Source organism: Pantoea sp. Ep11b (assembly GCF_040783975.1).
Lineage (GTDB): Bacteria > Pseudomonadota > Gammaproteobacteria > Enterobacterales > Enterobacteriaceae > Pantoea.
On the sequence record NZ_CP160631.1, the window covers coordinates 1631999 to 1654073 of the forward strand.

The 22075-nt window shown below is 57.7% G+C and carries 24 protein-coding genes; 17 read left to right on the forward strand and 7 right to left on the reverse strand.

The features are described 5' to 3' along the window. Window positions 1-18 precede the first annotated feature (18 nt). From gsiC to AB1748_RS07680, 5 genes are all read left to right on the forward strand, one after another. Window positions 19-948, forward strand: a complete 930-nt coding sequence (gene gsiC / locus AB1748_RS07660; protein WP_111140551.1) for a glutathione ABC transporter permease GsiC — start codon at window positions 19-21, stop codon at window positions 946-948. Next, window positions 945-1850, forward strand: a complete 906-nt coding sequence (gene gsiD, locus AB1748_RS07665; protein WP_111140550.1) for a glutathione ABC transporter permease GsiD — start codon at window positions 945-947, stop codon at window positions 1848-1850. The genes gsiC and gsiD overlap by 4 nt, the downstream gene beginning before the upstream one ends. Before the next feature lie 2 nt (window positions 1851-1852). After that, window positions 1853-2302 (forward strand): DUF4385 domain-containing protein, encoded by a 450-nt coding sequence (locus AB1748_RS07670; protein WP_111140580.1) that lies wholly within the window; start codon window positions 1853-1855, stop codon window positions 2300-2302. Between the two features lie 440 nt (window positions 2303-2742). Then, window positions 2743-3378, forward strand: a complete 636-nt coding sequence (locus AB1748_RS07675) for a carbonic anhydrase (RefSeq protein ID WP_128085280.1) — start codon at window positions 2743-2745, stop codon at window positions 3376-3378. Between the two features lie 118 nt (window positions 3379-3496). Further along, entirely contained in the window at window positions 3497-4633 is a 1137-nt protein-coding gene (locus tag AB1748_RS07680; RefSeq protein ID WP_367396204.1) for a PQQ-dependent sugar dehydrogenase, read from the forward strand. Between the two features lie 111 nt (window positions 4634-4744). Here AB1748_RS07680 and AB1748_RS07685 read toward each other — a convergent pair whose 3' ends face one another. Then, window positions 4745-5401, reverse strand: coding sequence for an HAD family phosphatase (locus AB1748_RS07685; protein ID WP_293773845.1), 657 nt, complete (start codon window positions 5399-5401; stop codon window positions 4745-4747). 271 nt (window positions 5402-5672) lie between these two features. Here AB1748_RS07685 and AB1748_RS07690 point away from each other — a divergent pair, with 271 nt between their 5' ends. After that, complete coding sequence (locus AB1748_RS07690; RefSeq protein WP_367396205.1) at window positions 5673-6875, forward strand: serine hydrolase; 1203 nt, start codon at window positions 5673-5675, stop codon at window positions 6873-6875. A 234-nt stretch (window positions 6876-7109) separates the two neighbouring features. Here the strand turns inward: AB1748_RS07690 and ybjG are convergent, their stop codons facing one another. Further along, on the reverse strand, window positions 7110-7715 hold the full coding sequence (ybjG, locus tag AB1748_RS07695; RefSeq protein ID WP_111141210.1) for an undecaprenyl-diphosphate phosphatase: 606 nt from the start codon (window positions 7713-7715) through the stop codon (window positions 7110-7112). A 412-nt stretch (window positions 7716-8127) separates the two neighbouring features. Continuing rightward, window positions 8128-9816 carry an aspartate:alanine antiporter gene (locus AB1748_RS07700; RefSeq protein WP_293773849.1) on the reverse strand — a complete coding sequence of 563 codons (1689 nt, stop codon included), beginning with the start codon at window positions 9814-9816 and terminating at the stop codon, window positions 8128-8130. 259 nt (window positions 9817-10075) lie between these two features. Between AB1748_RS07700 and ybjM the strand changes: the two genes are divergently transcribed. Continuing rightward, window positions 10076-10441 carry an inner membrane protein YbjM gene (ybjM, locus tag AB1748_RS07705; RefSeq protein ID WP_367396206.1) on the forward strand — a complete coding sequence of 122 codons (366 nt, stop codon included), beginning with the start codon at window positions 10076-10078 and terminating at the stop codon, window positions 10439-10441. Window positions 10442-10524: 83 nt separating this feature from the next. Here the strand turns inward: ybjM and AB1748_RS07710 are convergent, their stop codons facing one another. Then, entirely contained in the window at window positions 10525-10788 is a 264-nt protein-coding gene (locus tag AB1748_RS07710; RefSeq protein ID WP_111141213.1) for a GrxA family glutaredoxin, read from the reverse strand. A 255-nt stretch (window positions 10789-11043) separates the two neighbouring features. Between AB1748_RS07710 and AB1748_RS07715 the strand changes: the two genes are divergently transcribed. The 10 genes from AB1748_RS07715 to rlmC all read left to right on the forward strand — a co-directional run bounded on the left by AB1748_RS07715 (window position 11044) and on the right by rlmC (window position 19803). Beyond that, on the forward strand, window positions 11044-11295 hold the full coding sequence (locus AB1748_RS07715) for a DUF1418 family protein (protein ID WP_293773851.1): 252 nt from the start codon (window positions 11044-11046) through the stop codon (window positions 11293-11295). Between the two features lie 16 nt (window positions 11296-11311). Beyond that, on the forward strand, window positions 11312-12034 hold the full coding sequence (nfsA, locus tag AB1748_RS07720; protein WP_111141215.1) for an oxygen-insensitive NADPH nitroreductase: 723 nt from the start codon (window positions 11312-11314) through the stop codon (window positions 12032-12034). Window positions 12035-12054: 20 nt separating this feature from the next. Continuing rightward, complete coding sequence (rimK, locus tag AB1748_RS07725; protein ID WP_111141216.1) at window positions 12055-12957, forward strand: 30S ribosomal protein S6--L-glutamate ligase; 903 nt, start codon at window positions 12055-12057, stop codon at window positions 12955-12957. An 87-nt stretch (window positions 12958-13044) separates the two neighbouring features. Then, on the forward strand, window positions 13045-13524 hold the full coding sequence (locus tag AB1748_RS07730; protein WP_111141217.1) for a YbjN domain-containing protein: 480 nt from the start codon (window positions 13045-13047) through the stop codon (window positions 13522-13524). A 383-nt stretch (window positions 13525-13907) separates the two neighbouring features. Beyond that, window positions 13908-15017: a spermidine/putrescine ABC transporter substrate-binding protein PotF gene (gene potF, locus AB1748_RS07735; RefSeq protein ID WP_111141237.1), complete on the forward strand. Its 1110-nt coding sequence runs from the start codon at window positions 13908-13910 to the stop codon at window positions 15015-15017. 123 nt (window positions 15018-15140) lie between these two features. After that, window positions 15141-16274 (forward strand): putrescine ABC transporter ATP-binding subunit PotG, encoded by a 1134-nt coding sequence (gene potG / locus AB1748_RS07740; RefSeq protein WP_111141218.1) that lies wholly within the window; start codon window positions 15141-15143, stop codon window positions 16272-16274. A 9-nt stretch (window positions 16275-16283) separates the two neighbouring features. Next, window positions 16284-17246, forward strand: coding sequence for a putrescine ABC transporter permease PotH (potH, locus tag AB1748_RS07745; RefSeq protein WP_111141219.1), 963 nt, complete (start codon window positions 16284-16286; stop codon window positions 17244-17246). Beyond that, a complete protein-coding gene (potI, locus tag AB1748_RS07750; protein WP_111141220.1) occupies window positions 17243-18088 on the forward strand; it encodes a putrescine ABC transporter permease PotI in 846 nt (281 codons plus the stop codon). The genes potH and potI overlap by 4 nt, the downstream gene beginning before the upstream one ends. A 75-nt stretch (window positions 18089-18163) precedes the next feature. Continuing rightward, a complete protein-coding gene (locus tag AB1748_RS07755) occupies window positions 18164-18631 on the forward strand; it encodes a YbjO family protein (RefSeq protein ID WP_111141221.1) in 468 nt (155 codons plus the stop codon). A 41-nt stretch (window positions 18632-18672) separates the two neighbouring features. Then, window positions 18673-19803, forward strand: coding sequence for a 23S rRNA (uracil(747)-C(5))-methyltransferase RlmC (rlmC, locus tag AB1748_RS07760; RefSeq protein ID WP_367396207.1), 1131 nt, complete (start codon window positions 18673-18675; stop codon window positions 19801-19803). A 35-nt stretch (window positions 19804-19838) separates the two neighbouring features. On the opposite strand, the gene AB1748_RS07765 is transcribed toward rlmC, so the two are convergent. The 3 genes from AB1748_RS07765 to artQ all read right to left on the reverse strand — a co-directional run bounded on the left by AB1748_RS07765 (window position 19839) and on the right by artQ (window position 22071). Then, complete coding sequence (locus tag AB1748_RS07765) at window positions 19839-20570, reverse strand: arginine ABC transporter substrate-binding protein (protein WP_367396208.1); 732 nt, start codon at window positions 20568-20570, stop codon at window positions 19839-19841. A gap of 116 nt (window positions 20571-20686) precedes the next feature. Beyond that, entirely contained in the window at window positions 20687-21355 is a 669-nt protein-coding gene (gene artM / locus AB1748_RS07770) for an arginine ABC transporter permease ArtM (RefSeq protein ID WP_111141224.1), read from the reverse strand. Beyond that, a complete protein-coding gene (artQ, locus tag AB1748_RS07775) occupies window positions 21355-22071 on the reverse strand; it encodes an arginine ABC transporter permease ArtQ (RefSeq protein WP_367396209.1) in 717 nt (238 codons plus the stop codon). Before artQ ends, artM begins: the two co-directional genes overlap by 1 nt. Window positions 22072-22075 lie beyond the last annotated feature (4 nt).

Consider the following 22075-nt stretch of genomic DNA (forward strand, 5'->3'; position numbering starts at 1 on the left):
GCAGCTGCAGGATGTTACATGCTTAACTATTTTCTCAAACGGCTCTTAGGGCTGATCCCCACGCTGCTGATTGTGGCGGTGCTGGTGTTCCTGTTTGTCCATCTGCTGCCGGGCGATCCGGCACGTCTGATTGCCGGACCGGAAGCCGATGCCTCGGTGGTGGCGCTGGTGCGTCAGGAGCTGGGGCTGGATCTGCCGCTGCCGCAGCAGTTCGGGCACTTTATGCTGAACGCGCTGCAGGGCGATTTTGGTCAGTCGATGGTTTCGAAGCGGCCGGTTGCCGAAGAGATCGCCACACGCTTTATGCCGACTCTGTGGCTGACGCTGGCCAGCATGGTCTGGGCTGTGATCCTGGGTATGGCTATCGGCATCATCTCCGCCGTCTGGCGTAACCGCTGGCCTGACCGGCTGGGCATGACGCTGGCGGTGTCGGGCATCTCCTTTCCCGCCTTTGCGCTGGGGATGCTGCTGATGCAGGTCTTCTCAGTGGAGCTGGGCTGGCTGCCCACCGTCGGGGCGGAGAGCTGGCAGCACTACATCCTGCCCTCCATTACCCTGGGTGCGGCGGTGGCGGCCGTGATGGCGCGCTTTACCCGCGCCGCCTTTGTCGAGGTGATGCAGGAAGATTATATGCGTACCGCCCGGGCCAAAGGGGTCCGGGAGTCGCTGGTGGTTGTGAAACATGGCCTGCGCAACGCCATGATCCCGGTGGTGACGATGATGGGGCTGCAGTTCGGCTTTCTGCTGGGCGGCTCGATCGTCGTCGAAGTGGTGTTTAACTGGCCGGGTCTGGGGCGTCTGCTGGTGGACTCGGTGGCGATGCGCGACTATCCGGTGATTCAGGCCGAAGTGCTGCTCTTTTCGCTGGAGTTTATTCTGATCAATCTGTTTGTCGACATGCTCTATGCGGTGATCAACCCCGCTATTCGCTTTAAGGAGTCGCGATGAAAAACTGGCGACGTGAAGCGGCACTGAAAACGATGCCGCCCATCGCGGAGAACCGGGTGCGTACGCCGTGGCGTGAGTTCTGGCGGCGCTTCAGGCGTCAGCCGGTGGCGATGCTGGCGGGAGCCTTTGTCCTGCTGCTGATTGTCCTGGCAGTGATCGCGCCGTGGATTGCCCCTTATGATGCAGAAAACTACTTCGATTATGACCGGCTTAATGACGGGCCGTCGCTGATGCATCTGTTTGGCGTCGATTCACTGGGGCGCGATATCTTCAGCCGGGTGCTGGTGGGTACGCGCATCTCCCTGATTGCCGGCTTCTTCTCGGTGGTGATCGGCGCGCTGATTGGCACGCTGTTCGGGCTACTGGCAGGCTATTACGAAGGCTGGTGGGATCGCATCACCATGCGCATCTGCGACGTGCTGTTTGCCTTTCCCGGCATCCTGCTGGCGATTGCGGTGGTGGCGATCATGGGCAGCGGCATGAGCAACGTGATTGTGGCGGTCGCGATTTTCAGTATCCCGGCCTTTGCCCGTCTGGTGCGCGGCAATACGCTGGTGCTGAAGCATCAGACCTATATCGAGTCGGCGCGCAGTATCGGGGCCTCAGACTGGACCATTCTGATGCGCCATATCCTGCCCGGCACCGTCTCGCCGATCGTGGTCTATTTCACCATGCGGGTCGGCACCTCGATTATTACGGCGGCCAGCCTGTCGTTTCTCGGCCTGGGGGCGCAGCCGCCCACGCCGGAGTGGGGCGCGATGCTCAATGAGGCGCGGGCCGACATGGTGATCGCCCCGCACGTCGCCATTTTCCCCAGCCTGGCGATCTTCCTCACTGTTCTGGCATTTAATTTACTCGGCGACGGGCTGCGCGACGCGCTTGATCCTAAACTGAAACGATGACAATAAAACCTTTTGATTATGACCAGGACTTCAGCACGATCGACTTCCGCCAGCATCCCGAACGTTATCAGGTCGGGCGTGGCGAGCAGGGTGTGCTGATGGTCGAGCCCTATAAGAGCGAAATCCTGCCGCACTGGCGATTTCGTACCGTTCCCATTGCTGAAGCGTCGGCAGAAAAGATCATGGCGCTGTTTGAGGCGTACCGGCGTCAGGATGATTTTGTTGGCATGGATATGGCCCGCAAATTTATCCAGATGGGCTACACCCGAGCGCGCCGCTACAGCAACCATAAAGGGGGACGAAAATATGATGCCGACGGCAGGGAGCTGCCGCGCGGCGTCAACGAAGAGAAGGCGGCGGCGGCGGCAATTTTCAAAAGCTACTGGGACAGACTGCGTGAGGATGAGGACTACCTGCGCCGCAAGAAGGCGCACCAGCAGCAGTATGGCTAACGGCGGAACCGGCTGGCTCTTTTCCTCCGTGCACGCGACGCCTCTGGCCGTGCGTCTCTGCATTCTCCTCTTTTCGCAGCCCCCCATGACCGTCTGAGCCAGCCACGCTGTCAGGGCCAGGGTGGCGCATAAAACGTTCCCCTGCGACCCTCCACGGCGTAAAGTAGTGAAAAAACGCGTAAAAGCCCGTCACCTGACCGGGAGAGCGATGAGGCAGGATTGCATCCCCTCATGTCCAGTAACCTGCGGTGCTGTAAAAAGAAATTGGTGCGAAAGCCTCTGAACGGCGGATAAGCGAAACGCTGACCGCCGTGGCGTTTTCGCGCTTACTGAAAAACGCGGGTTGATATTCACTTGTTTTCATTAATAATAAACCGGCTAACCCCACTGAGGGGGCTATGCCCCTCAGGTAATGAAATGGATAATGTGAGAGCTAAATAATGAAAGAGATCATCAACGGATTTCTGAATTTCCAGCAGAATGTGTTTCCTGAAAGGAAGGATCTTTTCAAAAGCCTGGCGTCAAATCAAAATCCGAAAGCGCTGTTCATCTCCTGTTCAGACAGCCGTCTGGTGCCTGAACTGGTCACGCAGCAGGAGCCAGGAGAGCTGTTCGTTATCCGCAATGCGGGCAACATCGTTCCCTCTTTTGGTCCCGAGCCAGGCGGTGTCTCGGCCACGATCGAATATGCCGTGGTGGCGCTGGGCGTGTCTGACATCATTATCTGCGGTCACTCCAACTGCGGCGCGATGAACGCTATCGCCTCCTGCGCCTGCATGGATACCATGCCTGCCGTTGAGCACTGGCTGCGCTACGCTGATGCGGCGAAAGCCGTGGTCGAGCAGCGTGAGTATGACTCGCCAGAGAAGAAGCTGAACGAGATGGTTAAAGAGAACGTTATCGCTCAGCTCAACAACATGAAAACCCATCCTTCGGTTTCCGTTGCGCTGCGTAACGGCAAGCTGCGCCTGCACGGCTGGGTTTACGATATCGAAAGCGGCACCATTATGGCGCTGACCCAGGGCGGCAAGCAGTTCATCACCCTGTCTGACAACCCTGACACCTGCTTCGAATAGTGCCTCTTGCCCGCTGCAACCGGCAGCGGGCTTCCTGTTTAATCTTTTGTAAATCCTCAGGTTCACTGCACGGCGCGTGACTACGCTTAAGGGCACGCTATCCCGTCAGGAGAACCCTATGTCCCGTCTTTCAACTATCCTGCTGCTAGGCAGCACGCTGTTCTGCGTCTCGCCGCTGTTTGCCGCTGACGTCAACGTGGAGGTATTGCAGGATAAGTTACAACATCCATGGTCGGTTGCCTTCCTGCCCGATAATAAGACCCTGCTGATTACTGAACGCAGCGGCCAGCTGCGCAGCTGGAACCCGCAGGAGGGGCTGTCGCAGCCGATCGGGGGCGTGCCTGCGGTCTGGGCAGAGCGGCAGAGTGGCCTGCTGGATGTGGTGCTGGCACCCGATTTCGCCACCAGTCGTCACGTCTGGCTGAGCTACACCGAAGCGAACAGCAACGGCAAAGCGGGCGCGGTGGTCGGCGTGGGCACGCTGAGCCAGGATAACCGCAGGCTTAACGATTTCCGCGAGGTGATCCGTCAGACGCCACAGCTCTCCAGCGGCAATAACATCGGCACCCGGCTGGCATTTGATACCCAGGGCTACCTCTGGATCGCCTTTGGCGACAACTTCGTCAGCAGCGCAGCGCAGGATCTCGATAAGCTGCAGGGCAAACTACTGCGGCTTAACGCGGATGGCAGCGTGCCGGACGATAATCCGTTTGTGAAACAGCGTGGTGCGCGGCCAGAGATCTGGGCGTATGGCCTGCGTAATCCGCAGGGGCTGGCGCTTAATCCCTGGACCGGGATGATATGGGAGAGTGAGCATGGCCCGCGCGGCGGCGATGAAGTGAATATCATGGGCCGGGGAAAAAATTATGGCTGGCCACTGGCAACCTACGGCATCGATTACAGCGGTGATAAGGTGCCGGAGTCGCAGGGCACTCACGTTGCGGGCACCGAACAGCCTCTCTGGCACTGGAAGGTGTCGCCCGCGATCAGCGGCATGGCCTTCTACAACAGCGCCCGTTTTCCGCAGTGGAAAAACTCGCTGTTTATCGGCGCGTTAAAAGAGAAAAACCTGATCAGGCTGACGCTCAACGGCGAAAAAGTGGTAGAGGAGCAGCGCCTGCTGGACGATCAGAAGGCGCGGATCCGCGATGTGCGACAGGGGCCGGATGGGTATCTCTATGTGCTGACCGATGAGGCCAATGGTAAGCTGCTGAAGGTGGGTTTAGCGCAGGATGCTGGCGCGTCACGCGGCTAATCGCCTGTTTTATCTGTCAGTCCGGGCCGGACAGTGTTCACCCTCCCTGCGTGCAGGACGGGCTGTTTTGCGCGCTTCCTGCCCGGACCGTTTGCCAGTGCAGACTTCAGGTCAGCGCGACCAGTGGCAGACCTGCCATCCACGGTTAACGGCTTCCTGATGCAGTTGTTCATCCGGGTTGATGACATGGGCGTGGTCGGCCTGCTCCAGCAGCGGCAGATCGTTCATCGAATCGCTGTAGGCCCAGGTGCGATCGAAGATCTCATCCTGCTGCAGCGCTTTCCAGTCGCCCAGCCGCGTCACTTTGCCCTGTTTGTAGGTCATAGTGCCGTAAGTGTTGCCGCTGTAGCGTTCGTCGACGATCTCCACGCCAATCGCCAGCGCGCCGCAGGCACCCAGTTTCTCCGCAATCGGCACCACCAGATGTTCACCGCTGGCGGAGATGATCATCACTCTGTCACCGCGCGCGCGATGCCACTCAATCCGTTCACGGGCGGCAGGGAAGACGCGGGGCAGGATGTCACGATGGATAAAGCGGCGCACCCAGCCTTCGACGGTCAGCGTTGCCATACCGGCCAGCGGGGAGAGGGTTGTGTTCATATACTCTTCAATCGACAGCGTACCGGCATAATAGTGACTCATTAATGCCTGTTCCTGATCGATCAGTTCGCTGGGGGCGAAACCCTGTGAGACCAGCCAGCGCAGCCACAGACTGGTGCTGTCTTCACAAATCAGGGTTTCATCGAGATCAAAAAGGGCTAAGTCCATGGTCGGTCTCCTCGGCTGAGTGGCTTTCAGGTTAGCCGAAAATTGTGACGGGCTTAACTCTTCTGCGAAAAATCGGAATTTCACGCAGTTCTGATGGCGCTACTATGGTGGCTGAGTACCCTGCAGCGGCGACCCTGTCAGGCTGATTCGACCGAACTTTAAAAAACTTTACGATTCGACGGTTTTTTTCGCCGCCGCCAACGGTTAGCGTTTGAGTAAGAATTTTCTGCCTCGGGAATTTCGTTTCAACAAGGACAATCCGGCCAAACCCATGACAAACACTCGCTTTACATCTCGCCTCCGGCAGCTCGCTGCCACCTCCATACTGATCCTTGCCCCCGTCAGCGTATTTGCTGAGCAGGCTCCCGCCGCGCCAGGCATCGACGCGAAGGCGTGGATCCTGATGGACTACGCCAGCGGCAAAGTGTTAACCGAATCGAGCGCCGATCAGCGTCTCGACCCCGCCAGCCTGACGAAAATGATGACCAGCTACGTCGTCGGTCAGGCGATCAAGGCGGGCAAAATCAAGCCGGATGATATGGTCACCGTCGGTCAGGATGCCTGGGCTACCGGCAACCCTAAGCTGCGCGGCTCTTCGCTGATGTTCCTCAAGCCGGGCGATCGCATCCCGGTACACGAGCTGAATAAAGGTATCGTGATCCAGTCCGGCAATGACGCCTGTATCGCGCTGGCGGACTATGTGGCGGGCAGCCAGGACTCCTTTATCGGCCTGATGAATAACTACGTGAAGGCGATGGGGCTGCAGAATACCCACTTTATGACGGTGCACGGTCTGGATGCCGAGGGGCAATACAGCACCGCGCGCGACATGGCGCTGATTGCGCAGGCCCTGATCCGCGATGTGCCCGAAGAGTATGCGCTGAACAAAGAGAAAGAGTTTACCTTCAACAAAATCCGCCAGATTAACCGTAACCGTCTGCTGTGGAGCACCAACCTCAACGTGGATGGTGTCAAAACCGGGCATACTTCCGGCGCGGGCAATAACCTGGTGGCGTCGGCCACCGAAGGCGACATGCGTCTGATCTCGGTGGTGCTGGGCACCGCCAGCGATGCAATCCGCTTCCGGGAGAGCGAAAAGCTGCTGACGTGGGGCTTCCGTTTCTATGAAACCGTGACGCCGATTAAGGCCGATGCGCCTTTTGCGCAGCAGCGGGTCTGGTTCGGCGATCGCAGCCAGGTCAATCTGGGCGTGGCGAAAGATGCCGCGCTGACCATCCCGAAAGGGCAGATGAAGAACCTCAAGGCAAGCTACAAACTCACTACGCCGCAGCTGGAAGCGCCGCTGAAGAAAAATCAGGTGGTCGGCACCATCGATTTCCAGCTGGATGGGAAGACGATCGAACAGCGGCCGCTGGTGGTGATGCAGGATGTGCAGGAAGGGGGGTTCTTCAGCCGGATGTTTGACTTCGTGATGATGAAGTTCAACGGCTGGTTCGGGAAGTGGTTCTCATAAGTGAACAGGGACGCTGAGGCGTCCCTGCACCGGTGTAATTTCCCGATCAGAATCTGGTAACAGCGCAGGCGTTTATTATGCAGGTAATCGGGTCAGATGAGGAAAGCGGCCTGCGACAGTAACAGCACTTTCGCCTCCTTCCAGCCTGATCCCATTTCCGGTGCGGGCGTCACCTTACCGCCAGATGACGCCCCTTTTCCCGACAATCCAGGGGGACGCTATCGCGTCCCTTTCTTAATTCTGCGTCCAGCCTTTGCGAATCGGCACGGCAAACAGCGCCCGATAGAGCGGGTTGATCACCGCCAGCAGGCGTTCGCCGTAGAACTGCCACGCCAGATGCGAAGCCAGACAGCTCAGCAGACCCACCAGGAAGCCGCCCAGCATATCCATTGGCCAGTGCACGCCCAGATAGACCCGCGACCAGGCGATCGCGCAACCCACCACCATCAGCACTACACCTGACCAGAGGCGATGCCAGAAGATAAAGGCCAGCGCAAAGGTAAAGATGGTGGTGCCGTGATCGCTGGGATAGGAGTCATCGGCAGCGTGATGCAGGAACTGATAACCAAAACCAATGGCGAAAGGGCGGGGATGCGGTAACAGCTGGCCGACACACCAGGAGATTGCCAGCGCATAGATCAGCGCCATACCGGTTTTCAGGACCAGCACCCGCTGTGAAGAGACCTGATCGCGCGGGCCCCAGAGCCACATCGCCACGATTAACAGCGGAACGATAGCGATCAGATCTTTGGCAATAAAGGTCGCCAGGTGCAGTAACCAGGCAGGCGATGCTGGTGTGGCGTTGATGGCAGTAAACAGGGCGTGATTCAGCTCTTCCATTTCGGGATAAATTCCTCAGCAGGCAGTGCGGTTAACGACAGCGGACGACATGGCGTCGGCCCGCCCGATAACCACGGCAAAAACGATCGGCGACAGCGCGCTCCCCCAATTAATCAGCACAAATTGCTAATCAAACAGCGATCCATCCTGCTTTTAACGGCGCAGTTCGTCCATAGAAAGGCTCTTAATCTGGGGGGAAGTTGTGGAATGGTTTAAGTTTTATGACGGTTCAGAGACAGTAAGATGAGGAGCAGGCGGCGTCAGCGCAGGCTGGCGGCGAAAAAAAGCCATAAAAAAACCCGCCGGGAAAAAGACCAGCGGGCTCCACAATTTGGGGATTTTCAAAGAAAAGCAGTGGCACTTATTATGACTGCGGCTTAACAATAAAGTTCTGGACGCCGTCAAAATAATTTTATAAGGGCAATATCGGCCAGATAATCACAATCAGCGTGCCTGCCAGCGTCAGTAACACATTGGCGATGGCATAGGTTCCGGCATAGCCCAGCGCCGGAATATTACTGCGCGCCGTGTCGCTGATGATCTCCATAGCGGGCGCGCAGGTGCGTGCGCCCATGATAGCGCCGAACAGCAGGGCGCGGTTCATCCGCAGCACGTAGGCCCCAAACAGATAGCAGATGATCACCGGCACCAGGCTGACCAGCAGCCCGCACAGCAGCATCAGCGCACCGTCGCTGCTGATGCCGTGATTAATGCCGCTGCCGGCACTCAGGCCGACGCCCGCCATAAATACCATCAGGCCGAACTCTTTAACCATCGTCAGGGCGCCCTGCGGAATATAGCCAAAGGTCGGATGGTTGGCGCGCAGGAAGCCGAGCATGATCCCGGCGAACAGCAGGCCCGCCGCGTTGCCGATACCAAAACTGAAGTTGCTGAACTGGAACGTAATCAGCCCAATCATCAGCCCGACAATAAAGAAGGCGCAGAAGGCCAGCAGATCGGTCATCTGACTGTGAATGGCGATAAAGCCGATGCGATCGGCCACGCTTTTCACCCGTCGCGCCTCGCCGCTGACCTGCAGCACATCCCCTTTGTTGAGCATGATGCTGTCGTCAATCGGCATCTCAATCTGACTGCGGATAACCCGGTTCAGGAAGCAGCCGTGATCGGTGAGATTTAACTTGCTCAGGCGCTTGTTCACCGCATTGTGGTTCTTCACCACGATCTCTTCGGTGACGATGCGCATATCCAGCAGGTCGCGGTCGAACACCTCTTTGCCGTTGCGGAAGCTGGGGTCAAGCCGGGCGTGGGCATCGGGATAACCGACCAGCGAAATATCATCGCCGAGCTGCAACACCGCATCTCCGTCGGGGCTGGCAAGAATCCCGTTGCGGCGGATGCGCTCAATGTAGCAGCCGGTCTGACGATAGATACCCAGCTCGCGCAGGTTTTTGCCGCCGCTCCACGCCACCAGCTCCGGGCCGACACGATAAGCGCGGATCACCGGCAGGAAGACTTTGCGCTGGCTGTCGGCATCCAGGCCACGCTCACGGGCAATCTGCTGGGCGCAGGTCGGGAGATCCTGATGTTGCAGGCGGGGCAGGTAGCGCGCGCCGAATATCAGGCTGACCAGCCCGATCAGATAGGTCACGGCATAGCCGAGACTCAGCTGATCCTGCATCATGCCGAGCTGTTTCGGATCGCCGATGCTCTGTCGCAGGGTGTCGCCCGCCCCGACCAGCACCGGCGTAGAGGTCATCGACCCGGCCAGCATCCCCGCGGTGAGGCCGATATCCCAGCCAAAAAGTTTGCCCAGTCCCAGCGCCAGTAATAGCGCGCTGACCACCATGACGATGGCGAGCATGAAATAGTTTTTGCCGTCGCGAAAGAAAATAGAAAAAAAGTTAGGGCCGGCTTCCACACCTACACAAAAAATAAACAGCATAAAGCCCAGACTCAGGGCATCCGTATTGATGGTGAAGTGCTGCTGGCCTAATAACAGGGAAACCACTAATACCCCAATTGAATTTCCCAACTGAACCGAACCAAGGCGCAACTTACCCAGACAGAGGCCGAGCGCTAAAACGACAAATAATAACAAAATGTCGTTTCCGCTTAACAATCCTGCGACGTTAATATTCACTGTTTAACTTCTTGTTTACATGTAACCTGTTGAAGAGTGGCCTGTTTTTCGCTATCGTGAGCAGGCCGTTGAGGAACCGTTGTATCAGCACTGCAAAGGGAACCTTGAGTGCGGCGCTATTCTAATCACAAATATCATCCTCAGCCATTGGCTCTTTCTTTTCGTTGCCACGGCGAACTGTTTCTTTTTATTTCCATCTGAACGCATCAGGGTTAACAAGCAGGTTATTGTCAGAATTACTTTTTCTCAGTGGGGTGATATGCCGCAGCGTTCTTATCTCTGGACTACCCGCCTGTGCGGCGTGGTGCTGTACAGTCTGGTGTTTGTCTTTACCTGTCATTTCTGGCAGGTCGGTCCCGACCCGCTTCGGGGTCAGCCCGAACTTCTGCTTTTTATGTTACCCGGCATCGTAATGGCCCTGCTGCAGGTGGAAAGCCCGTTAAAAAGCACGCTGATGATGGGGTTGTGGGGAACGTTGCTGGGCGCACTGCTGTTAAATAACAGCCTGTTTGTTCACAGCAGCCCACTCTTTGTGCTCGCCTGGTGCCTGAGTGCACTCTTCTGGGCGGGCTGCGGTGCTCTGCTGGTACGGCTGATGCAGATCGTGATGGCGTCACTGCATTAATCGCTGCCGCTCATTTCCGGCGGACAAAGAAAAAGGCGAGACAGGATTTCCTGCCTCGCCTTTTCTGTTTCTGAGATCACGGCTTACGCGACAAAGCCCAGATTTTCTTTGGTCCAGGCGGCAAACTCGGTATAGCCACCGATATGCTTCTCATCCACAAAAATCTGCGGCACGGTGCTGACCGGTTTACCGGCGCTTGCTTCCAGATCGGCTTTGGTGATGCCTTCCGCCTGAATATCAACATACTGGTAGCTGAAATCATCACGTTCAGCCGTCAGTTTATCGGCCAGTTCATGAGCACGGACACAGTAGGGACAGCCGGGACGGCCAAAAATTACAGCAATCATTGAGAACTCCTTACAGCGGCTATTATGTGATGGGTATCACACAACAAAACAGAGAATGGCAACCATGATGCCCGCTCGTATCGCTTAAAGAAAGCAGGAATTGCCTGTTAGTCTGATGCCCGCTCGCTATGACCGTGCGATCAGGAAGCGTCTGAATCTGATGCTTTTTCGTCGCGCGGCGCGGCGTATCCCGCGCAATTTTTGGGTTGTTGACCATAATTGACGCTCAGTCACCCGCGAAGGCAGGAGGTTGTGATGCAGAGTGTAGCCCGATTACCGCGTGTTGTGCTGCTGCTGGAGGCGGCTGGCGGCCTGCTCATCCTGGGCGCGCTGCTGCTGATCAATCACTGGCTGCCGCTGCCCGGTCAGATGGATGCCGGAACGCTGGCCACCGTGCTGTTTATGGCTGGCGTGCTCCTGATGTTGCCCGCGGCCTGGCTGTTAATGTGGCGCACCGCGAAAGCGATCGCCCCACAGCTGTTCAATCAGATTGATAAAAAAAGATAATATTGCTGGAGATTTTATGACACCGACCATCGATTTACTGTGTAGCCACCGTTCTATCCGTGCGTTTACTGACCAGCCGGTCAGCGACGCGCAGCGTGAGGCGATCATTACTGCGGCGCAATCGGCCTCCACCTCCAGTTTTTTACAGTGTTCTTCCATCGTCCGTATCACCGATAAGGCCCTGCGCGACAAGCTGGTGCCCCTGACCGGCGGCCAGACCTGGGTGGCGGACGCGGCGGAGTTCTGGATCTTCTGCGCTGACTTCAATCGTCACCTGCAGATCTGTCCGGATGCGCAGCTGGGCCGTGCCGAGCAGCTGCTGCTGGGCTGCGTGGACACCGCGCTGATGGCGCAGAATGCGATGGTCGCCGCCGAATCCCTTGAGCTGGGTGGCGTCTTTATCGGCGGGATCCGCAACAGTATCGCGGAAGTAACCGAACTGCTGGGTCTGCCAAAATTTGTTCTGCCGCTGTTTGGCTTCTGCCTGGGTCACCCGGAGTCAAAACCGGACGTCAAACCGCGTATGCCGCACGCGATGCTGGTGCATGAGAACCGCTATCATCCGCTGGATCCGGCGGTGCTGGCAGAATACGATAGCCGCACCGAACTCTACTATCAGCAGCGCGACAGTAACCAGCGTAGCGAAACCTGGAGCGAGCTGATCCAGCGCCTGATTATCAAAGAGACGCGCCCGTTCATGCTGGATTATCTGCATCAGCAAGGCTGGGCCACACGTTAAGCCTGAAACGGAGAGCGGAGATGAAGATAGCCATTCTGTCACGCGATGAGACGCTCTACTCCAGTCGGCGACTGCGTGACGAGGCGGCGGCGCGCGGCCATGCTGTGCAGATCATTGATCCGCTCTCCTGTTATATGAATATCAACCCGGCCTCTCCGGCGGTTCACTACCGGGGTGAACCGCTGGCCCATTTTGATGCGGTGATCCCGCGTATCGGTAACGCCATTACCTTTTATGGTGCGGCGGTGCTGCGGCAGTTTGAGATGTGCGGCAGCTATCCGCTTAATGAGTCCGCCGCCATTACCCGTACCCGCGATAAGCTGCGCTCGCTTCAGCTGCTGGCGCGGGAGGGGATCGACATGCCGGTCACCGGCTTTGCCTCTTCACCCGATGACACCCACGATCTGATCGCGATGGTGGGCGGGGCGCCGCTGGTGGTTAAACTGGTCGAAGGCACGCAGGGCATCGGCGTCGTACTGGCGGAAACCCGCCAGGCGGCGGAGAGCGTGATCGATGCCTTTCGCGGCCTGAATGCGCATATCCTGGTGCAGGAATTTATCAAAGAAGCTGAAGGGCGCGATATCCGCTGTCTGGTGATCGGCAATCAGGTGGTGGCCGCCATCGAACGGGTGGCGAAAGAGGGCGATTTTCGCTCAAACCTGCATCGTGGTGGCACGGCGCATCCGGTAACGATCACGCAGCAGGAGCGGCAGATCGCTGTGCAGGCGGCGGCAACGCTCGGGCTGGAAGTGGCGGGCGTCGATATTCTGCGCGCCCGTCGTGGCCCGCTGGTGATGGAAGTTAACGCTTCGCCTGGTCTGGAAGGCATTGAGCACTGCTGTGAGCTGAACATCGCCGGCCTGATGATTGCGCATATTGAGCAGCAGGCCATCCCCGGGCTCCGTCCTAAAACCGCTGGCTGACACGCGCTTTTCAGTAGTTTTCGTGGCATCGTCGTGCATTTTTCCGTAAGCTAAGTCGCCTGTTTATCACCCCACTGAGATTTTACGATGGATTCTCTTGTCGTTCCGGATATCGACCTGTTGCGTCGCTGGCTGGATCAGCAAAATATCACCTGGTTCGAATGCGATGCCTGTCAGGCACTTCATCTGCCACACATGCAAAACTTCGATGGGGTGTTTGACGCCAAAATCGATCTGGTCGACAACGTCATTCTCTTTTCGGCGCTGGCGGAAGTGAAACCGACGGCGCTGATCCCGCTGGTCGGCGATTTGTCGCAAATCAACGCCAGTTCACTGACGGTAAAAGCGTTTATCGACATTCAGGATGACAATCTGCCGAAGCTCATTGTCTGTCAGTCTATGGTCACGACTGCCGGATTGACCTTTGGTCAGTTCTCGCACTTTATGAAACAGAGCGAAGAGCAGATCTCTATGGTGATCCTGGAAGCCTTTGCCAACAATCTGCTGATTGTCGGCGAAGAAGAGGAGCACGTTCCGGTGACCAGCGTCCATTCCGTGCTGCACTAAGCCTGACACTGTCATCCACTCAGCCGTCCACGAGACGGCTTTTTTATACCCGCCGCCCGCCGTCGCCTTTTTTTATTCTGCATTTTGCCCTTTAATGCCAGATATTTGTCGTGGTTTATGCCATCAAAGCCGAACCTCATAGCTCAAACATGCATAAAATATCGGTTTCAGGCGTTTTTTACGCTGGGGTCTGGTACAGCCAGACCGGGGGGGCTATGCTTGCGGGGCTGTAACAGGCGCGTAACTTCGCCCCGGCTATAGGTTTTTGCTATTAAACTCCCGCTGAATAATGATTCATTGTGTCACTGACGTCTTGTACAGAACGCAATGCAGGGATCTCTGATTTGCAGCGTTGTAATGACCCGCTCAGGAGGATGGAAAATATGTTCAACTCACGTCAGAAATGGCTGTCAGCTGTGGTAGCTGCTGCGCTGATGGCCACCTCGGCCAGCAGCATGGCGGAAGATAAAACGCTGCATGTCTACAACTGGTCCGACTATATCTCGCCAGACACGGTGCCGAACTTCGAAAAGCAGTCCGGTATTAAAGTGGTCTACGATGTGTTTGACTCCAACGAAGTGCTGGAAGGCAAACTCATGGCGGGCAGCACCGGCTACGATGTGGTGGTGCCATCCTCCAGCTTCCTGGCGCGTCAGCTGCAGTCTGGCGTCTTCCAGCCGCTGGATAAGAGCAAACTGCCGAACTACAAAAACCTCGATCCGGCGCTGATGGAAAAAGTCGCGCAGCACGATCCGGGTAACAAATATGCCATTCCTTATCTGTGGGGCACCACCGGCATCGGCTACAACATCGACAAGGTGAAAGCCGCGCTGGGCGCGGATGCACCGGTCAACAGCTGGGATCTGGTGCTGAAGCCGGAAAACCTGGAGAAGCTGAAAAGCTGTGGTGTCTCCTTCCTGGATGCGCCAGAGGAGATCTTCGCTACGGTGCTCAACTATCTCGGCAAAGATCCGAACACTTCCGATGCGAAAGAGTATTCCGGTGCGGCCACGGATCTGCTGCTGAAGCTGCGTCCGAATATCCGCTATTTCCATTCGTCGCAGTACATTAACGATCTGGCGAACGGCAACATCTGCGTAGCGATCGGCTGGTCAGGCGATATTCTGCAGGCGAAAAACCGTGCCGATGCCGCGAAAAACGGTGTGCATCTGGGTTACAGCGTGCCGAAAGAGGGGGCGCTGGCCTTCTTCGACATGATGGCGATTCCGAAAGATGCGAAAAATCTGGACGGTGCCTACGCCTGGCTCAACTACATCATGGATCCGAAAGTGATCGCTGATGTCTCTAACAAAATGAACTATGCCAACGGCAACAAAGCCTCGCTGCCGCTGATCAACGCCGACATCCGCAACAATCCGGGTATCTTCCCGACGCCGGAAGCGATGTCGAAATTGTTTGTGCTGAAAGTCCAGGATCCAAAACTGGATCGTGTGCGTACGCGCGCATGGACTAAAGTAAAAAGTGGTAAGTAGTTCGTCCCGAGCGGATTGACCTGTCACGCATCAGCAACAGAGGCGCAGTGTCGGCCTCTGTTGTGCCATTTTTAGCGGCGGATTTTGCCGCCATGTTCCGCCTGGCTCCGGAGAGAACCCTTTGTGAACGATGCTATTCCCCGTCCTCACCATAAAACCGCAAAGGCATTAACGCCCCTGCTGGAAATTCGCAACCTGACCAAATCCTTTGACGGCCAGCACGCTGTGGATGATGTCAGCCTGACCATCTACAAAGGTGAGATTTTCGCGCTGCTGGGTGCCTCGGGCTGCGGAAAATCGACCCTGCTGCGCATGCTGGCCGGTTTTGAACCGCCCACCAGCGGTCAGATTGTGCTGGATGGTCAGGATCTGTCGCATGTGGCGCCCTATCAGCGCCCGATTAACATGATGTTTCAGTCCTACGCCCTGTTTCCCCACATGACCGTGGAGCAGAATATCGCCTTTGGTCTGAAGCAGGATCGGCTGCCGAAAGGGGAGATCGCCAGCCGCGTCGCCGAAATGCTGGCGCTGGTGCACATGCAGGAGTATGCGAAACGTAAACCGCATCAGCTCTCCGGCGGACAGCGTCAGCGTGTGGCGCTGGCCCGCAGCCTGGCGAAACGCCCTAAGCTGCTGCTGCTGGATGAACCCATGGGCGCGCTGGATAAAAAACTGCGTGACCGGATGCAGCTCGAAGTGGTCGATATTCTGGAGCGCGTCGGCGCTACCTGCGTGATGGTGACCCATGACCAGGAAGAGGCGATGACGATGGCTGGCCGCATCGCGATTATGAATCGCGGTAAGTTCGTGCAGATTGGCGAGCCGGAGGAGATCTATGAGCATCCGACCAGCCGCTACAGTGCGGAGTTCATCGGCTCCGTGAACGTCTTCGAAGGCTTACTGCGCGAACGTCAGGCGGATGGCCTGGTGATCGACAGTCCCGGCCTGATGCATCCGCTGAAGGTCGACTCCGATGTCTCCGTGGTGGATAACGTGCCGGTGCATGTCGCACTGCGGCCGGAAAAAGTGATGCTGTGCGAAGAGGTGCCTGCCGATGGCTGTAACTTTGCGGTGGGTGAAGTGGTGCATATCGCCTATCTCGGCGATCTTTCCATCTACCATGTTCGTCTGCACAGCGGACAGATGATCAGCGCACAGTTGCAGAACGCGCATCGCTATCGCAAAGGGTTGCCGACCTGGGGAGATGAAGTACGTCTCTGCTGGGAAAGCGACAGCTGCGTGGTGTTGACGGTTTAAGGAGCGGCTATGAGCCAGATTTTTCAACGCGCCAAAGCGCCTGCCCGCCTGGTTGGCACGCCGCTGCAGCGCTGGGCCACGCGGGTTAAAATGCAGCATGGCCGCAAACTGGTCATCGCCCTGCCTTATGTCTGGCTGGTGCTGCTGTTTCTGCTGCCGTTTCTGACGGTGCTGAAAATCAGCTTCGCCGACATTGCGCGAGCGATTCCCCCGTACACCGAGCTGGTGAGCTGGGCCGACGACCAGTTCAGCATCGTGCTGAATTTCGGCAACTATCTGACGCTGACTGACGATCCGCTCTATATCGACGCCTATCTGCAGTCGCTGAAAGTGGCGGCGATCTCCACGGTAATCTGCCTGCTGATTGGCTATCCGCTCGCCTGGGCGGTGGCGCACAGCAAGCCGTCGATGCGTACCATTCTGCTGCTGCTGGTGATCCTGCCGTCGTGGACCTCCTTTCTGGTGCGCGTCTACGCCTGGATGGGGCTGCTGAATAACAACGGGATTCTGAACCGCTTCCTGATGTGGCTTGGCGTGATCGACCATCCGCTGGTGATCCTCTACACCAACACCGCAGTCTACATCGGTATCGTCTACTGCTATCTGCCGTTTATGGTGCTGCCGATCTACACCGCGCTGACCCGCATCGACTACTCGCTGGTGGAGGCGTCGCTGGATCTGGGTGCGCGCCCGCTGAAGACCTTCTTCAGCGTGATCGTGCCGCTGACCAAAGGCGGTATTATTGCCGGCTCGATGCTGGTGTTTATTCCGGCGGTGGGGGAGTACGTGATCCCGGAACTGCTGGGCGGGCCGGACAGTATCATGATTGGCCGTATCCTGTGGCAGGAGTTCTTTAACAACCGCGACTGGCCGGTGGCCTCGGCGCTGGCGGTGATCATTCTGCTCATCCTGATTCTGCCGATTATCTGGTTCCACAAGCATCAAAACCGTGAAATGGGAGAGAAGGCATGACTAATCTGCCCACCATCCGCTCGCCCTGGCGGACCGCCATCCTGGCCTGCTGTTTTCTGTTTCTCTATGCGCCGATGCTGCTGCTGGTGGTCTACTCCTTCAACAGCTCACCGCTGGTGACCGTGTGGGAGAGCTTCTCGTTCCACTGGTATAAGGTGCTGTTCCAGGACAGCGCGATGATCGATGCGGTGCTGCTGAGCCTGAGCATCGCCGGGCTTTCCGCGACGATGGCGGTGGTGCTCGGCACACTGGCGGCGGTGATCATCGTGCGCTTTGGCCGCTTTCGCGGGCACAACGGCTTTGCCTTTATGCTGACCGCGCCGCTGGTGATGCCCGACGTCATCACCGGCCTGTCGCTGCTGCTGCTGTTTGTCGCGATGGGTAACGCTTTTGGCTGGCCGTCTGAACGCGGTATGCTGACCATCTGGCTGGCGCACGTCACCTTCTGTACGGCGTATGTGGCGGTGGTGATCAACTCGCGTCTGCGTGAGCTGGACCGCTCAATTGAGGAGGCGGCGATGGATCTGGGTGCCACCCCGCTGAAGGTCTTTTTCGTGATAACGGTGCCCATGATTGCCCCGGCGATTGTCACCGGCTGGCTGCTGGCGTTTACCCTGTCGCTCGACGATCTGGTTATCGCCAGCTTTGTCACCGGGCCGGGGGCGACCACGCTGCCGATGGCAATCTTCGCCACCGTGCGACGCGGCGTTAACCCGGAAATCAATGCCCTGGCTTCCCTGATCCTGTTTGTGGTCGGCCTTGTCGGTTTTATCGCCTGGCGGTTTATGGCACACGAAGAAAAGCAACGTTTAAGCGATATTCAGAAAGCTAAACGTGGCTGAAATGGCTAACCTTTGCCACTATATGAACGGGCCGGTTTAACCGGCCCGTTTTTTGATCCGGTGGAGCCAGGGACTATGTCAGACATCTTCAAAAGCAGCGTTACGCTGGACAGCGCGCCGGTGCCGGTGACGGTAGCGGGCATTGCGATTATTGCGACCCGCTGCCTGAGCGTTCTGATGCTGGCAAACGAGCTGGGCTACAGCGAACTCGCCAACTTTGTGCACCGCAGCGCCCAGTCCTGGGACGCAACCCTGATCTTTATTGCCAGCCAGCTGATCTTCCTGTTTGAGCTGCGCTGCGCCTTTACCCTGATGCGCGGCAGTAACCGTGGACGCTGGGGCTATGTGGCGACCCAGGTGATTGTGCTGATCTACATGCTGTTTGCCTCGCTGGGTGGGATCTATCCGGAGATATTCAGTATTCATGGCGACAATAACGTCCAGATCATCCACCACACGCTGGCGCAGAAAATCCCCGATCTGCTGGTGCTGATGCTGCTGTTTCTGCCCGCCAGCAGCCGCGCATTTTTCGGAAAGCGGTGATAGAATCGCGCTCCGCCCGACCCGATCGTTAAGGCTTTACCATGCACTGCGCACTTTATGACGCTAACCGTTGCCGCTCCTGTCAGTGGCTGGAAAAACCCTATCCCACGCAGCTGAGCGACAAACAGGCAATCCTGGCGCAGCTACTGGTCGGGCAGCCGGTCGCGGCCTGGCTGCCGCCGGTGGCGTCCCCGCAGCAGGCGTTTCGCAATAAAGCCAAGATGGTGGTCAGCGGCAGCGTCGAGCGGCCGGTGCTGGGTCTGGTCCGGCCCGATGGCGAGGCCGTTGACCTCTGCGAATGTCCGCTCTATCCCGCCTCCTTTCAGCCACTTTTTGCGGCGCTGAAGCCGTTTATCGCCCGGGCCGGGCTGACACCCTATAACGTGGCACGCAGACGCGGCGAACTGAAGTTCCTGCTGATCACCGAAAGTCAGCAGGGGGGCGTGATGCTGCGCTTCGTTCTGCGTTCGGCCGCCAAACTGGACCAGCTGCGCGCCGCGCTGCCGTGGCTGCAGCAGCAGCTGCCACAGCTGACGGTGATCTCGGCCAATATTCAGCCGGTGCATATGGCGATTCTGGAAGGGGATGAGGAGATTGCGCTGACGCCCGCCCAGGCGCTGCCGGAGAACTTCAACGGCGTGCCGCTCTGGATCCGGCCGCAGAGCTTCTTTCAGACCAACCCGCAGGTGGCGAGCGCCCTCTATGCCACCGCGCGTGACTGGGTGCGGGCGCTGCCGGTCAGCAGCATGTGGGATCTCTTCTGCGGCGTGGGCGGTTTCGGTCTGCACTGTGCGACACCGGAGATGACGCTGACCGGTATCGAAATTAGCGCCGAGGCGATCAAATGCGCCCGGCGTTCCGCTGAGATGCTGGGGCTGGAAAAGGTGCAGTTTGCGGCGCTGGACTCCACAGCGTTTGCGACCACGCGTGATGCGGTGCCTGAGCTGGTGCTGGTGAATCCGCCTCGTCGCGGTATTGGTGAGGCGCTGTGTCACTATCTGAGCCAGATGGCCCCGGATTATCTGCTCTATTCGAGCTGCAATCCGCAGACGATGGCGCAGGACATTGCCCGGCTGGACGCCTATGAGATAACCAGGGTGCAGCTGTTCGATATGTTTCCGCATACCGCCCATTTTGAAGTGCTGACGCTGTTAACCCGCCGTCAGCACTGAGCCGGCCATGCGCCCGCATGGGGCGCGGCCTGACATTACTCCGGGAACCACTTCTGATTAAGCTGCTGCCAGCGACCGCTGGTTTTGAGCTCAGCCAGCGCCTGATTGAACTCATTAAGCAGCGCGGTGTTGCCTTTGCGCACGGCGATACCCAGGCCGGTGCCGAAATAGTCTGCATCGGTCACATGATCGCCGACTGTGGCAAGCTCCGGGTTGCTCTTCAGCCACTGATTCACGACTGCGCTGTCGCCAAATACGCCATCCAGCCGGCCACTCTTCATATCCAGAATCGCATTCTGATAGCTGTCATACGCCACGACTTTCACTTCAGGATGCTTATCCTGCAGGTACTTCTGGTGGGTAGTACCGTTCTCAACGCCGATACGCTTGCCTTTCAGGTCAGCGAAGCTGCTGAATTTATCTTTGGGGGCAATCACGATGGCGGAGTTCGCGTAATAGGGCTGGGTAAAATCGACCTGCTTGCTGCGCTCGGCGGTAATATCCATGCCGGAGATCACCGCGTCATAACGGCGGAACTTGAGTGACGGGATCAGGCTGTCGAAGGCGTTGTTGGTAAAGGAGCACTCCGCCTTCATCTGCTGACACAGGGCTTTGGCCAGATCGATGTCGAATCCCACCAGGTTATTCTCCTGGTCCAGCGATTCAAAAGGCGGATAGGTCGCTGAAGCGGCAAAGCGAATTTTTTCGGCGGCCTGGGCGCTCATAGCAAGGGAAACCAGTGCGGCGGCGATAATCCATTTTTTCATTTTATGAGTCCTGTGATGAGGTCAGCCAGAGAAGGCGATACCCTGCCATAAAATGAATTTCTATGCAATTGGTGTGATTTTTCAGGCGAAAAAGGGCGGGGGATCCCGCCCGCCTGTCAGTGACGACGTTCAAACGCCAGGGCGCGCTTCTCGATCAGTCGCATCATCAGCGTCAGCAAGCCGTTAACGCAGAGATAGATCAGACCTGCTGCGGCATAGACCGTGATGTCATAGGTGCGGCCATAGAGCAGCTGACCGTGGCCCATGACTTCCATCAGTGTGATGGTGTAGGCAAGCGAGGTGCCCTTAAACACCAGCACCACCTCATTGGAGTAGGAGGAGAGGGCGCGTTTAAATGCATAGGGCAGCAGAATGCGCAGCGTATCTTTGCGGCTCATGCCGAGCGCCGCGCACGACTGCCACTGTCCGGCCGGAATGGCGCGCACGGCTCCGTAAAAGAGCTGCGTGGTGTAGGCGGCACTGTTGAGCGACAGTGCCAGCATGGCACAGAGCCACGGCTGCGACAGTAAGTGCCACAGCCACGGCACCTGCTGCAGCGAGGGGAATTGTCCCGGCCCGTAGTAGATCAGGAAGATCTGCACCAGCAGCGGCGTGCCGGTAAACAGCGTGATAAAGCCTTTGACCAGCGGCGAAAACAGCGGCGTTTTCAGGGACAGTACCACGGTGAAAAGCAGCGCAAGCAGCAGGGCGACGATCAGCGAGGCGGCTGTCAGCGTCAGACTGGTGTGCAGGCCTTTCAGGAGTTCGGGCAGATAGGCGAGCATCAGCTGTTCCCCCGTTCAAAGCGCGTCGTGCGCAGTTCGATGCGACGCAGCACCGCCTGGCTTAACAGGGTAATCACTAAATAGATCGCAGCGGCCACCAGAAACCAGGTAAAGGGCTCCTGGGTGCGGGTCGCGATACTTTTGGTCTGCAGCATCAGGTCATTCACGCTGATCAGCGACACCAGCGCGGTATCCTTGAGCAGCACCAGCCACTGATTGCCCAGACCGGGCAGGGCGTGACGCCACATCTGCGGCATAATCAGTCGCATAAAGATGGCCGACTTCTTCATGCCCAGCGCCTGACCCGACTCCCACTGTCCCACCGGCACCGCTTTCAGGGCACCGCGCAGGGTCTGCGAAGCATAGGCCGCATAGAGCATCGCCAGCGAAATCACACCGCACAGGAAGGGACTGACATCGAAGTTTTCGATCTGCATCTGAACCGGCAGCTGAAACAGCCCGAAGTTGAGCGTGAAGCCGTCGGAGAGCGTGAGCAGAAGCTGCGAGGCACCGAAATAGATAAACAGCACCACCAGGATTTCCGGCAGGCCGCGGATCAGCGTCACCAGTCCGGTGCCTGCCCACGCCAGCGGTTTCAGGCGCAGCGACTCCCAGCCAGCGAAAATCATCGCCAGCACCAGGCCAGCGATGAGAGCACAAACAGCAAGGCCGACGGTCATACCGGCGGCGCTTGCGAGGGTCATCATTTCATTCATCAGG